9 protein-coding genes and 1 pseudogene are annotated in these 14,366 nt (G+C 57.2%); 7 read left to right on the forward strand and 3 right to left on the reverse strand.

Annotated features, from left to right (window positions below):
• Window positions 1-18 precede the first annotated feature (18 nt).
• From AC0IXH_RS21680 to AC0IXH_RS21695, 4 genes are all read left to right on the forward strand, one after another.
• Window positions 19-729 (forward strand): proteasome-type protease, encoded by a 711-nt coding sequence (locus tag AC0IXH_RS21680; protein ID WP_013203824.1) that lies wholly within the window; start codon window positions 19-21, stop codon window positions 727-729.
• A 269-nt stretch (window positions 730-998) separates the two neighbouring features.
• Complete coding sequence (locus tag AC0IXH_RS21685) at window positions 999-1,433, forward strand: DcrB-related protein (protein ID WP_471720988.1); 435 nt, start codon at window positions 999-1,001, stop codon at window positions 1,431-1,433.
• 14 nt (window positions 1,434-1,447) lie between these two features.
• Window positions 1,448-5,728, forward strand: coding sequence for an HNH/endonuclease VII fold putative polymorphic toxin (locus tag AC0IXH_RS21690; protein WP_471720989.1), 4,281 nt, complete (start codon window positions 1,448-1,450; stop codon window positions 5,726-5,728).
• Window positions 5,718-6,122, forward strand: a complete 405-nt coding sequence (locus tag AC0IXH_RS21695; RefSeq protein ID WP_471720990.1) for an Imm50 family immunity protein — start codon at window positions 5,718-5,720, stop codon at window positions 6,120-6,122. The genes AC0IXH_RS21690 and AC0IXH_RS21695 overlap by 11 nt, the downstream gene beginning before the upstream one ends.
• Before the next feature lie 144 nt (window positions 6,123-6,266).
• Here AC0IXH_RS21695 and AC0IXH_RS21700 read toward each other — a convergent pair whose 3' ends face one another.
• The 3 genes from AC0IXH_RS21700 to AC0IXH_RS21710 form a co-directional block, all read right to left on the reverse strand.
• Window positions 6,267-7,490: a serine hydrolase domain-containing protein gene (locus AC0IXH_RS21700; RefSeq protein ID WP_471720991.1), complete on the reverse strand. Its 1,224-nt coding sequence runs from the start codon at window positions 7,488-7,490 to the stop codon at window positions 6,267-6,269.
• A gap of 224 nt (window positions 7,491-7,714) precedes the next feature.
• The gene (locus tag AC0IXH_RS21705) at window positions 7,715-8,323 is read right to left on the reverse strand and encodes a phosphate/phosphite/phosphonate ABC transporter substrate-binding protein (RefSeq protein ID WP_471720992.1); all 609 of its coding nucleotides are present in this window, start codon (window positions 8,321-8,323) and stop codon (window positions 7,715-7,717) included.
• Window positions 8,304-9,398 (reverse strand): fatty acid desaturase, encoded by a 1,095-nt coding sequence (locus AC0IXH_RS21710; protein WP_471720993.1) that lies wholly within the window; start codon window positions 9,396-9,398, stop codon window positions 8,304-8,306. The genes AC0IXH_RS21705 and AC0IXH_RS21710 overlap by 20 nt, the downstream gene beginning before the upstream one ends.
• Before the next feature lie 219 nt (window positions 9,399-9,617).
• On the opposite strand from AC0IXH_RS21710, the pseudogene olsF reads away from it, so the two are divergent.
• From olsF to AC0IXH_RS21725, 3 genes and pseudogenes are all read left to right on the forward strand, one after another.
• A pseudogene (gene olsF, locus AC0IXH_RS21715) lies at window positions 9,618-11,321 on the forward strand (bifunctional ornithine lipid synthase OlsF).
• Between the two features lie 334 nt (window positions 11,322-11,655).
• A complete protein-coding gene (locus tag AC0IXH_RS21720; protein ID WP_105760206.1) occupies window positions 11,656-12,876 on the forward strand; it encodes an oxalate decarboxylase family bicupin in 1,221 nt (406 codons plus the stop codon).
• A 157-nt stretch (window positions 12,877-13,033) separates the two neighbouring features.
• Entirely contained in the window at window positions 13,034-14,305 is a 1,272-nt protein-coding gene (locus tag AC0IXH_RS21725; protein WP_471720994.1) for an acid phosphatase, read from the forward strand.
• Window positions 14,306-14,366: the final 61 nt, after the last annotated feature.

The following is a 14,366-nucleotide window of genomic DNA, read 5'->3' on the forward strand; positions in this document are numbered from 1 at the left end:
TAATAACTCGGGCAAACTATGACTTACTGTGTGGCAATGCGTTTATCGTCAGGGATGATTTTTGTTTCGGACTCCCGAACCAATGCGGGCGTCGATCATATTTCGTCCTTCCGTAAGCTTCATGTTTTCCAACAGGACGATGAGCGCACGCTGGTCCTGCAAAGTGCCGGCAACCTGGCCACCACGCAAAGTGCCCTCAGCCTGTTAAGGCGCGGGTGCGAAGACGCGAAAAAGCCCAACCTGATGAGCTGCAGCAACATGTACGATGTGGCGCTGCTGGTGGGCGATACGCTGCGTGAAGTCATCAAACGGGACGGAGAAGAGTTTGGCGGCACGCTGATGTTGGGCGGCCAGATCAAAGGCGAAGAGCCGCGGTTGTTCCAGATCTACCCGCAGGGCAATTTCATCGAGTCGAGCACCGACACGCCGTATTTCCAGATTGGTGAAAGCAAGTACGGCAAACCGATTATCGACCGCGTGCTGCGCTTTGATACGCCGCTGGACCAGGCGATGCAGTGCGCGCTGATCTCGATGGACTCCACGCTGGCCAGTAACATCTCGGTCGGACTGCCGCTGGACGTGATGATTTATCCCACCGACAGTTACAGCATCGCGCAACAGTATCACCTGACCGAAAAGCATCCCTACTACTCACAAATCCGCCAGCTGTGGAGCGCCGGTCTGCTCAGCGTCTTCGCTCAGTTACCGCCTTTAGAGCTGGATGAATAGCCTCGCCTGACCTCGATTTCCAGCCTGCTTTTAGTTGGCCGGGTTACTGATAACCCGGCCAACTAATGACGCCGGTTTTACGGCAACAGATAACCCCGTTGGATAATTTTATTAATAGAACTGCCGATCTTTCCTCACCGGCAAGCTGCTTAATATTTTTCCTAACCTGTTGTAAGTAATGGGTTACGGTGATTTTTTCTTGGTCTGCGCCTGGCATCGTGAGATGATGGCTTGCATCAATTATCTTTAAGTATCAGGGATTGGGCATCATGTCTTCCACCTCTCCGCAGTGCATTTTCACCGAAGGTCAGCTTGACCTGCCGCCAGGCTATGAAGATCGCACCCTCAACGTTTTCAAACCCCTCGATCCTGCAGGCGCAGTCATTACTATCGCCCGCGATGCGCTGAATGAAGGCGAAATGCTGGAGGCGTACATTGACCGTCAGCTGCAGCAACTGAATCAAGTCCTGAAGGGCTGGAAGCTGGAAAGCCGTCAACCGGCGACGCTGGGGCAACCTGCGTTGCCGGGCGAGAGCATCCACGCCAGCTATCTGCGGGAAGGTAAACGCATCACTCAGCATCAAGCCGTTTTCGCGGTTGACGACAGGTTGGTGCTGGTAATCACTCAAAGCAAATCCGCCGTACTGGATAACGGCGATATGGCGACCTTCAGCTCTCTACTGGAAAGCTACGTCGCCCGTTAATAAGGACATTTCAGATGCTTGAAGCTGCGCGTGTTGGCGATGACATCGGCCATTCCCATGCTCTTGCCGGGATGATTGCCGGAACAGTGGTGGGTGGACTGCTGTGTGCGATGGGGGGCATCGCCGCCGGAGCATTGATGGTGGCAGGGCTGGCTTCTTCCTATCTCGGTGTCGGGCTGCTGTTAGTGGGCGCCAGTCTGGCAGTGGGCTATGCGACGGGAGAACTGGCAACCGCTGCCCGCGATGGCATTGCCGCAGCCGGCGCAGCCGGCATGTCCGCAAGTGGGAAGATCCTGACGGGGTCTCATAATGTCTTTATCAACGGCAAGCCCGCGGCAATCGCCACCCTCAGCCAGGCAGGCTGTGCCAATGACGGCCCTTCGATGCAGGTGGCGCAGGGCTCTGCCAGCGTCTTTATCAATGGTTTTCCTGCTGCGCGAGCCGGCGACGCCACCAATTGCGATGCCAAGGTGATGACGGGATCGTCCAACGTGTTTATTGGCGGGGCCCGTCAGACCACCTTACCCATCACGCCAGAAGTGGCCGACTGGATTTATAAAGCCTCGGATCTGACGCTGCTGTTCACCGGCCTGTTGGGTGGCTGGGGCGGTGCAGCTGGTAAGGTTGGCGCGTTGAGTAAACTGCTCGCTAAACTTCCCGGCATCAATAAACTCGCCCGCATTACCTGTCGCGCGGGGGCATTGATGACCGGCGCGGCGGCGGCAGGCATTATTGCCCGCCCGGTGGATCTTATCAGCGGTCAAAAATTCCTCGACGGCGATGATGAGCTGGATTTCACGCTTCCCTCCCGTCTGCCCGTGCTTTGGCAGCGCTACTGGCGAAGCGGCAATCCCGCAGAGAGTGTGCTGGGTCGCGGCTGGAGCCTGTTCTGGGAAACCCGTCTGGCACGCTATCAGGATGGGCTGGTCTGGCGCGCGCCGTCCGGCGACTACGTCTCTTTCCCCGACGTCCCCAAAGGCCGTAAAACCTGGTGCGATAGCGAGAAGTGCTGGCTGGAGCACCATAGCGATGACAGCTGGTCGGTGTTTGATGTCAGCGGCGAGCGTCTGCATTACGGCAGTCTGGACGAGGCGATGCCCGGCCTGTTAACCGCCATGGCTGACCTTACCGGCAATACCATCACCTTCCATTATCAGCATGATGGTCTGCTGCATGAACTGATCGACAGTGCCGGGCAGCGGGTCATCTGCCGTTACGACCCTGCGCGAAAGCGGCTGCTGGAAGCCCGACTTGATGATGCAGTCACGCTGGTTAGCTACGAATATGATGATGAAGGTCAGCTGGTCAGGGTTAAAAACCGGGGCGGTAGCGTGGTGCGACGCTTCAGCTGGCACGACGGGCTGATGAGCAGCCATGAAGATGCTAACGGCCTGCTGAACGAATACCTGTGGCGCGAAATTGCGGGGCTGCCGCGCGTGGTGGCTTACCGCAACAGCGCGGGAGAAAGGCTGGACTTCAGTTACGATTTTGACAACGGCAGCCGCGGGGCAGTGCGTGAAGACGGCTGCACCGCTCACTGGGTTTGTGAGGATGATGACAGCGTGGCCGCATATACCGATTGGGACGGCCGCCGCTATAGCTTTATCTATCAGAAGGGCGAGCTGTGTTGCGTCCTGTTGCCGGGCGGCGCACAGCGCAGCTGTCAGTGGGACCGCCATGGCCGTCTGCTCAGTGAGAAAGATGAACTGGGTCGCAGGACGGAATATCGCTGGTCACGGCTGTCGACCAATCTTGTTGAAATCGCCTGGCCCGACGGCGTCCGCGAGCGCAGTGATTTTGACCCGGCAGGTCGGTTGATCGCTGAGACCGATGCCGCAGGCAACATCACCCGCTGGCATTATCCGGACGCTGAAGAGAGCCTGCCGGACAGGATAACCGACGCCAGCGGCGGCGAAGTCAGTCTGCAGTGGAACCATCAGGGACTGCTGACGCAGCGTACCGACTGTTCCGGCAGCATCACGCGCTGGCAGTACGATACCTTTGGCCAGCCCAAAGCCATGATCGATGCGCAGGGCAATATCACCCGCTGGCACTGGCTTGCCGCCGGGCAACTTAGCGAAGTGGAACACCCGGACGGCACGACGGAACGCTTTAGCTGGAACGAACGCAATCAGCTGGCGGCGTGGTATGACCCGTTGGAGAGCCTCACTCGCTGGCAGTACAACGCCCTGGGCCAGCCGCTGAGCCAGACCGACCGCCTGAACCGCACGCGGCGCTGGCATTATGACGTGCGCGGACGGTTAACCGAGCTGGATAACGGCAACGGAGGACGCTATCGTTTTGAGCACGATCCGACGGGACGCCTGACGCGCGAAGTTCGCCCGGATGAGACCTCCCGTCAGTTTGACTATGACGAGGCTGGCTACCTTGCCACCGTGGCGGAGACCGCGCGGGAAGCGGCTGATGGCGGCATTGCCCGCCGCAGCCAGATGTTCCGACACGATGCCGCCGGACAGCTCCTCTGGCGCGCTAACATCAGTGCTGAATGGGATTACTGCTATGACCTGCGCGGCAGGTTGACAAGGCTGCAGCGCACGCCAACAGAGTCAGGACGAGCGCTGGGCATTGAAGAAGACAGCCTGCAGTTCAGCTATAACGCGCTGGGGCAGCTGGAAGAAGAGTCCGGGGTGAACGGCACGCTGCGTTATACCCGGGATGCGCAGGGCAATCTGACCCATCTGGCCCTGCCTGGCGATGATGAACTCCGCTGGCTGCATTACGGTTCCGGCCACGTCAGCGCGATCGGTTTCAACCGCCAGACGGTCAGCGAATTCACCCGCGACAGCCTGCACCGCGAGGTATCACGCACCCAGGGAACCCGCCTGCAGACGCGAAGCTACGACGCGCTCGGCCGCCGCACGCAACAGCAAAGCCAGCTGAGCGGTGAATTTGTTTCACCACAGAGTACGCTGCTGGCCCGCGCTTTCCGCTATACCGCAAGGGGCGAACTGGCCGGCGTCAGCGACACGCTAAGAGGCGATATCCATTACGGCTACGATGCTGAAGGCCGGCTGCTGAGCCATGCAGAATCGCGCAGTCGCCGGGCCGCCAACGAACTGCGTTATGACAATGCCGACAACCTGCTGGCAGAGGGCAATGGCCCGCTTCCCGATAACTGGGGAGGCTGGAATGATGATCCTGTTTACGGCCAGCGTCAGAGCCACGGTAGCCGGGATACGGACGCCATTGCGGATAACCGCCTCAGCGTTTGGCGAAACCTGTTTTACAAATACGATGGCTGGGGCAACCTGATCAGCCGCCGCAACGGCGCGGACGAACAGCACTACCGTTACGATGCAGATAACCGCCTGATTAAGGCCAGCGGCACCGGCCCGGAAGGCCGGTTTGAGGCCCACTATCATTACGATGCGCTGGGTCGCCGTACCTGCAAAGCGGTTCGCCTCCATGACAAAACCGTTGCCACGCGCTTCCTGTGGCAGGGTTACCGTCTGCTGCAGGAGCAAAAGCAGAATGGCGCACGGCAGACTTACCTTTATGATCCGAACGATATCTGGAGCCCGCTGGCGAGACTGGATCAACCTGCCGCCGGAACGGCAGCTGACATCTTCTGGTTTAACACCGATCTGAACGGCGCGCCGCTGGAGGTTACGGACGAAGAAGGTCACCTGCGATGGGCTGGCCATTACGGCACGTTTGGGGAGGTCAAATACCAGACGACGCGCAGTTTCGACGTCCGTCAGGATCGCTCCCTGATAGAGCAACCCCTGCGTTACGCAGGGCAGTACGCTGACAAAGAAACCGGGCTGCACTATAATTTATTCCGCCATTACGATCCGGGTGTAGGACGGTTTACTGTTCAGGATCCGATAGGGCTGGCGGGTGGTGATAACCTGTATGCGTATGCGCCGAATCCTTTGAGTTGGATCGATCCGTTGGGACTTACTAAATGTAATTCTCAATTCAATTCTAGGAAAGAAGCCTTCAGAGCAGCGAAAAGAGATGCAGGAATACCAATGACTCAACAACCAGATAGGATATTTAATCCTAAAACTGGTTTTCATGGAGATCATAGGAATGTACGAATGACTGACTCAAATAATAATCCTATTTCAGATAAGAATGGAAATCAGATCTGGACTAGGGAATATCAATTTACAAAAACTGATGGAAATAAAATTATTATTCAGGATCATTCTGCGGGACATAGCTATCCAGGAGGGATCGGAAACCAAGGCCGTCATTTGAACGTAAGGCCTATTGAAAACATTCGAACAGGATCTGTTTCAGGTACGTTTGATCATTATGAATTTTGAGGGGGTTGATGTGTATTGGAATGATCTTGATGGTAGTTATATGATTAATAATGTTTTTTCTAAGCCTATAGAAATTAATGAAATCGATGTTTTTGACGTAAAAATAGATCGTGAAGGTGCTGCTGTAATAATATCTTTCGACTTAATTGATGAATTGCCAGACAATCCTCCAGTTAAATGGGTCAAAGGTTATAATAGATGTCGATGTGGTATAAATTGCGGTGGCGTTAGCACAATCAAGTTAGATGGGATGTCTACTAACATGCAGGCTAAAATTAAAATAGAGAAAAATGATGGGTGTAGCGAGGTTTTAATTAATGGGCCTAGTATTTTTTTGCACCTAAAGTGTATTCATATTCAGTTTATGGGGCCGTCAGTATATATTAGTAATTAAAGTTAAAGCCGGAAGCGATCCCAATGATCCTTCTGGCTTTTACCTTCAGCCGCCCGTCACGCAAGTATGGCGAGCCAGCTCCAGCTGCTTCGCCTTTAGCGGCTGTTCCATCATCCGCAGTTGCCCCGCAATATTCTCATGCACTCACCTCACTGAATTAACCCCTCCCTCGCTCGCCCCACACGCCGTTCCTTCATCCTTCTCGGTCGCCAACCGCAGCAGCATGCGGTGGCCGATATCATTATCCCAGTTAAAGCTGTTCTGTAGCACCACGATGGCGGTGCGGTGTTTGATGTCCATCCCGATATAGCTGGCGTAGCCGCCGATAAAGCCGGACTGATAGAGAATGCTTTGACCGTCAATATTGTTGCTCAGCCAGGCTAACGCGGAAGAGTCATACTTCGGCTCTTTAAAGCGAATGGTGGTGGCATCATCAAATGCCGCGTCCAGCGCCGGATCGCCGCTGCCGTTCATATGCGCATTCAGATAGGTCAACAGGTCGTTGGCACTGGACCACAGCGAGGCGGCTCCCACCATATTCCCGGCAAAATGCCACTCCGGCACCACTTGCCCCCGACGAACAAATTTAGGCTGATCGCCCGCATGTCCGCGGGCGCGAAGCATATAGCCCGGCAATGTCTCAGGCTGATAGCCGGTATGGCGCAGGCCCAGTGGCGCGATAATCTGCTGGCTGGCGATCTGCTGCGGCGACTGGCCGCTGTGTCGGGTGATCACGTAATCCAGAATCGAATAGCCGAGGTTGGAGTAGATCACCGAACGGTGGGCCGGCGCGGAAAAATCGCGCAGGTAACTAACAAACTCGCCCTGATCCAGGTCGTCATAGAAAGGATTGCCGGTAAACAGATAGTCGGTCAGCTTGCCGAGCATATGCAGCGTGGTCATCTGGCGCGGCAGGCCGGAAGTGTGGGTCGCCAGTTCCATCAGGGTGATCCTGCTGGCATCCGGGCTGAGCGCCACCTCGTTGCCCAGCATCTCCCGCAGCGTGCTGTCCCAGCGCAGTTTGCCCTGCTGCACCAGCAGCGCCGCACTCTCTGCGGTGAAGCCTTTGGTCACCGAGCCCACCGCAAACAGCGTATCGCCGGTCAGCGGGATCTGCCGGTCGGTGTCGGTAAAGCCGTAGCTGAACACCTGGCGTTTGCCGCCATGCAACAGCGCAACCACCACGCCGGGCGTGCGGTGCGCGTCGATCAAAGGTTTGGCCAGCGCATCGATCTGTTGTTTTACCGGCACATGGCAGCTTGCCAGCAGGCTGGCTTCCGGGGAGGTATCGATGCTGTTGCTGGACAGCGAGGCGCAGCCGCTCAATAGCAGGCATGCGGACAGCAACAGGGAGGTCAGGTTATTCATTGCGATAGGCCGTACTGATGATTTTGACTGCCGCGAAATTTTTAACTTTATCAGTAAGGCATCGGCGGGACGATCGTCGCCAGATTTCCATTAGTGCCAAAGATTTACGTTTGCTGGTAAGTAAAATAATCAATAAAAATAATAAGTTATGGTTTGTTATAGTGTAACCTGGTGACATTGTGAACGGCAAGCGCTAAGCCCGGTTATCAGCCAGTTCTGAATAATTACGCGAGGAGAACCTGCCAGGCGGATCGGGGAAGGGGCGTAAAATCCTTAATTAACAAGGCGTCCAGCATCGGGCGGTTGGCGGCATCCGCCACCACCTGAGTCAGTCCCTCGCGCAGCGCGGCGAGGGTTTCAGCGGATGTGCGGGCGGAAGTGATTACCGGTAAGCCTGGTACGCTCGCCGTTTGGTCAATAATCTTTAACCCACGCAGCTCTTCCGGGAAATCCCGCTGAAGCAGTGCCCAGCTGATACAGTCGATGGCGGCAATATCGGCTTGCCCACGGCGAACTAACGCCACGGAACGTCGATGGCCGCCGGAGGCAACGGTGGCAGAAAAAATCGCCGGGCCGCCGGTCATTTTCATCACGCTGTGGTAGCCCGACTGGGAATCTTCGCTGTTAAAGGCCAGCCTGCGGCCGGCAAAATCAGCCAGCGCCTGACCCGATTCCTCTTCCCGCACCACCAGCCAGCTCGAGTAATTCGGGCCATCGCAACCGGCCGCCGAGTAGCAAAACGCCCCAACCACCTGAACGTCCGGCAGCAGGGTGACCAGCGGATAGCCGCAGGTCTGGCTCAGCAGCAGATCGTCACGTTGCCAGTGAGGCAACAAGGGATCCGGCCAGCTCAGGGCGGTGGGCGTCGTGAGCGACGGCAGAGTGTTCCTCAGCGTCTGCCAGAAGGCTTCCACATGCTGGGGCGTGAAGGGGTACATCGGCAGTGAGGCAATCATCTGTGCTATTTGCTCCATCGGCAAACGGGTGGACAGTCACCGCGATCGGGGTAATTAGCGCGGGCAGCCACGCGCGGTAACCGTCCACCACAAAGCCTTCGCTGCGCTGCTGGTACGCCGCTTTATCGGCCAGATAAACCTCGCGCAGGCCATACCACGGCAGGCCCGGCAGATCGTGATGTACCAAATGATAGTTCAGATTCAAAAACAGCAGTCGCCAGAACGGCCCCGCCTCGTTGAGCACCGAACGCGCCTGCGGATTCTCTTCCGCCCGATGCTCGTAAAAGGAGCGGATTTTGGTCAGGCTCAGGCTGAAATAGCTCACGGCGAACAGGTAGTAGCCGGTTGCAATACCGTGCCGTTCCAGCCAGTAAAACACGCCGGCCAGCAGCAGCCCGTGGTTTAGCCACATCAGCATTTCGCGCCAGTCACCGGCGAGTATTTTGCGCACGGCAGCCTGCGCGGTGCCCACGATATCCAGCAGCGGGCCCAGCACCACCCGGCCGCTTAAGGTATTGCGCACCGCCGCCAGCAGCGGAAACAGGCGCGGATAGCGTTGCCAGTGCGCCGCACTGTAATAGTAGGTTTCTGGATCCTCTTCCGGCAGCGTCAGGAACTCATTGCGGTGATGTTTCAGGTGCGAATCGCGATACAGCCGGTAGGGATACCAGACGGCCAGCGGCAGTTGCGCCAGCAGCTGATTCACCCGCGCCCACCGGGTGGGATGGCCGTGAATACATTCATGTTGCAGCGACATATACCAGGTGGTCAGCAGCACCAGCAGCGGCGTGCCGATCCACGGCGATAGTGCCTGCCAGTTCGCCACCACGCCAAACCAGCCGGCATACACGGTGACGATCACCGCCCAGGTGGGCAGTTCGCTTTGCCACAACCAGTGAGCTTCACGCCGTTTAATGGCGCGGCGCTGTGACGCATGCAGGTAATCAGCCATAACTCTCTCCTGAAACAGAGCGTTCAGTATGCCGTGGCTGAAAATCGCGCGGAAATAGTGAAAACGTATGAAGTTATGCGCTTAATGGCAATGCTGGCGGCGTGCGGCCAGCGATGAATACCGACCGCCGCTGCAGGCTTCTTTTTGTCGTCATTTATTCGCCATGAAAGCGTCATTCAGGCTCTTTACTGTCGCGGTAAACCGCCTGGAGAGATGCCTGTGTTTACTATTGAATCCGTATTAGACGACCTCTGCCCACAGCGAAATACCCCCGGCTGGCAAAAATCCCTGCTCAGGATCCTGCTGCGCGAAAAAGAGTTTCAGCAGTTCAATCAGAAATACCGCCACCTCAAAGGGCTGGATATGGCGGAACAGGTACTCGATTACTTCGATATCCGCTGCGAACTGAGCGAGCGCGATTTGGAGCAGATCCCGAGTCAGGGGCCGGTAGTGATTGTCGCCAACCATCCGCTGGGCACGCTGGATGGCCTGGCCCTGTTACACGCGGTTTCGCAGGTGCGCCGCGATGTAAAAATTGTCACCAACCGGCTGCTGAACTGCCTGGAGTCGCTGAGCAGCCTGATGCTGCCGGTCGACAATATGGGCAACCGCACCAACCGCCAGCAGCTGGCGCAGATGCAGGAGCAGCTGGAAAATCAGGGCGTGCTGATCTTCTTCCCGGCAGGCGAAGTCTCGCGGTTTGGCAGCAAAGGAGTAAAGGACGGCAAATGGAACCACGGCTTTGTGCGGCTGGCCGCCCGTTTCCGCGCGCCGATCGTGCCGATCCACGTCAGCGGGCGCAATACCTCGCTGTTCTATCTCACCTCGATGATCTACCCGCCGCTGTCGATGCTGTTACTGGTGCGCGAGATGTTCAAAAACCGCGGCGCACGGCTCAAGCTGACCATCGGCGCGCGCATTCCTTATGCCCACTGGCATGACGGCCACACGCCGGCCAAAGAGCTGGCAAAGCGCTTCCGTCGTCATCTGTACCGCACCGCGCAGGGGAAATCCGGTCTGTTCCAGACCGAACCGGCCATTGCCCGCGCAGAAGATCGTGCGGTGCTGAAGCGCGCGCTGTCAGGCTGTGAAGTGCTGGGCCAGACGGCGGATGGCAAAATGATTTACCTGTGGCGGCGTAACGGCGAAGACTATGTGCCAATCCTGCGTTAGCTGGGCAGGCTGCGGGAAATCGCTTTCCGTGCGGTGGGTGAAGGCAGCGGCAAACGACGCGATCTCGATGACTACGACGACGACTATTACCATCTGATTTTGTGGGATGACGAGGCGCTGGATATTGTTGGCGCCTACCGTTTTCTGCCCACCGCCGAACAGCTGACGCAGAAAGGGCTGGAAGGGATCTACAGCCACAGCCTGTTCCATTACGATCACCGGATGAACGACGTGCTGATGCAGGGCATCGAGCTGGGCCGCAGCTTTATTCAACCGGCGTACTGGGGCAAACGCGGGCTGGATTATCTCTGGCTGGGCATCGGCGCTTACCTGGCGAAATACCCGCAGTACCGCTACCTGTTTGGCCCGGTGTCCATCTCTGGCGGGCTGCCGCTGCCCGCCCGCGATCTGTTGGTCGCCTTCTATCGCCTCTATTTTGCGCCCGCGTTGCCGATGGCCACGTCACGGCGACCCTATCCGGCTTCGCTGCCTGACGTGCTGGCGCAGTTCAGCGGCGAGGATTATCAGCAGGATCTGAAAACCCTGAAGCGGATGCTGAACAACCTCGGCACCAGCATTCCGCCGTTATACAAGCAGTACTCCGAGCTGTGCGAACCGGGCGGCGTGCAGTTTATCGATTTTGGCAGCGACCCGGACTTCAATAACTGCATTGATGGCCTGGTGGTGGTGGACTTGATGCAACTGAAATCCACGCGCTTCGATCGCTATATCGCCGTGCATCACTCCTGAATCGCGAGGCCGAACGGCGCGGTTCACTGTAAACATTTATTTCACATTCCATTAACTTATTGATAAATATTTTGCATGGATAGCGCGCGAATCAAACGCATGCTTCTGCGAAAACGTCATTCCAAAGCAGGGAATATTGCCTGGCGATAGAAGGGCTAATTTGGTTTAAGTGCGGTTGAACTAACGATAAAAAATTCTGCATAACGGTGGCTTACATTTGGTAAGGGTATTCCGCCGTGGGTGAGTGGCGCAGGGCATTACTGTGGTTAGTCTTATCTTTCGCTGGGACTAAAAAGGTCATCGGCTAATAAGACCCTACACAAGGAAGCTCATCATGAACCCCATTACTCGTCGCAGTTTTATGGCATTTGCTGCTGGTGGCACCGTCGCGTTAGCGGCTGGAAAGGTGCACGCTCACGATCAACCGGTGGCGCAACCCTTCACCGGTAAAACCGGCGGGAGCGATCCTGGCCCGAACGATCCGATCCGCATGGGTGAAAATCCCGATATCGTTAATCCTCCGCCGACCGACAGCGGAACCCTGCCCAACCTGCGCTTCTCCTTTAGCGACTCGCACGTCCGCAAGGGCACCGGCGGCTGGACCCGCCAGGTCACGCAGCGTGAACTGGGGATTTCCACCACCATTGCCGGCGTGGATATGCGCCTGAACAGCGGCGGCATTCGCGAGCTGCACTGGCATAAAGAGGGGGAGTGGTCCTATATGCTATATGGTTCAGCGCGCATCACCGCGCTGGATACCGACGGCAACTGGTTTGTTGATGACGTGAACGTCGGCGATCTGTGGTACTTCCCGCCTGGCGTGCCGCACTCGATCCAGGGGCTCGGGCCGGACGGCTGCGAGTTTCTGCTGGCGTTCGACAACGGCGGTTTTGATGAAGACAGTACCTTCCTGCTGAGCGACTGGTTTAAGCATGTTCCGCCGGAGATCCTGGCGAAGAACTTTGGCGTCCCGGCGGAAACCTTTAGCAAGCTGCCTTCGCCCTCCGATGAATATATCTTTGCCGGCAAGGTGCCCGGCGCACTGAATGCCGATGCGATCGGCGGCGCAACCCGCTCCAGCATTGCTTTCAGTCACAGGATGCTGGCGCAGGATCCGATTACATTGAAAGGCGGCACGGTGCGCATCACCGACTCCTCCACCTTTAAAGTGTCGAAAACCATCGCCGCTGCGCTGGTGGAGCTGCAACCCGGCGCGATGCGTGAACTGCACTGGCATCCGAACAACGACGAGTGGCAATACTATCTGGAAGGGGAAGGCCGGATGGGGGTGTTTGCCTCGTCCGGCCAGGCGCGCACCTTTGACTTCCGCGCGGGCGACGTCGGCTACGTGCCTTTTGCCATGGGGCATTACATCGAGAATACCGGTGATAAGCCGCTGCGTTTCCTTGAGCTGTTTAAAAGCAGCTACTACGCCGATATTTCCCTCAATCAGTGGCTGGCCTCAACGCCGCCTGAGCTGGTGAAACAGCATCTGCATCTGGATGACCGCTTTATGCAGGCGCTGGATAAAACCAAAAAACCGATCGTGAGCTAGTCATCACCGCAGCGGGCGGCGTCCGGTTTCGCCCGCGTTTAATCCCCCCGCAACGGGCGCAAATGGTAACAGAATATGCCTTGCAACATTTCTGTCATAATTGTCTTCTAGTCTGCTCTCCAGGCAGTTAACACCTTCAATTTCATAAGGAACGGCAATGCGCTATCGTTACTCTCTGCTGGCAGGCGCACTGGTGCTCAGCCAGTTGGCCCAGGCGAAACCGGCAACACTGACCTTCGAACACATCCGCGCCATCGCCGACACCACCACACCCGCCAGCGACAGCCCGCAGTTTGTCGCCTTTGATGCGGCAATCCAGCAGTCGCTGATCGCCGCGCTGAAAGGGGATGCTGCTACCCTGACGCGTGACCAGCTGGACGACACCAAACAGAGCAAAAAGCTGGCGGATAAAAAGTGGCTGAAAGAGAGTGGCTACGACTTCCAGAAGAAAGCCAATCAGCAGGCGGGTATCCAGCTGTTAACGGCGTTCCCGGCATTACCGAAAAGCACCATTGCCGCCAGCCTGAAAACCGTGGAGAACGTTAACCTGAATGCCAGCCAGGGCCAGCGCACGCAGGCCTTGATCGACGCCGAAGGCCAGGATCATCTGTTCTTCCTGGCGGATGCGCTGGGGCCGAAACTGGGTCAGGCTTTCCTGAACGCTTACAACAAAGGCGAGATCGGCAAAGCCGCCGCGTTGATCAAAGCCACTGAAGTGGGTACCGGCAGCGCTAAAAAACAGTTCAACAATCCGCGTCCGTTCCTGATCGACGGCAACAGCATTCATTTTGTGCCGGACACGGCGGTGGTGAAGGACAACAAACTTTACAGCGCCACCGAAGGATCCTATCCGAGCGGCCACACCAATACCGCCTATACCGATGCCTTATTGCTGGGCGAAATGCTGCCAGAGCGGTTTGTGCCGCTGGTGGATCGTGCGGCCCGCTACGGCTATTCGCGCATGGTGCTGGGCGTGCATTACCCGATCGACCTAATCGGATCGCGGATGGTGGCGCAGCGAAACGTGGCCCATTATCTCAATGATGCGAAGTATCGCGGCCTGTTTATTGAGGCACGCGATCAGCTGCGTCACGCGCTGGAGAAGGAGTGCGGCACCTCACTGGAGGTCTGTGCTAAACCGGCTGGCGAAGCCGATCCCTATACCGCGCCTGAGATGAAAACCTTCTACCGCTTCACCATGACCTACAACCTGCCACAGCAGAAAGTGAAGGCCTCGCCGGTGGTGGTGCCAGAAGGGGCGGAAGTGCTGCTGAAAGGGCCCTTGCCCGATCTGACCGATGCCCAGCGTCGTCAGCTGATGGTGTCTACCGCGCTTGCCGGCGGCTATCCGCTTTCCGGCAACACGCCAGAGCAGAACTTCTGGCAGCGCCTGAACCTGCAGGACGCGGTGGCTGCCGCGCACCGCTAGCCGTCAGCCAGAAAGCAGAAGGGGCAACCGTGGTTGCCCCTTTTTACTTTACGCCGTCAGG

This window comes from Erwinia sp. AC075 (genome assembly GCF_979253995.1).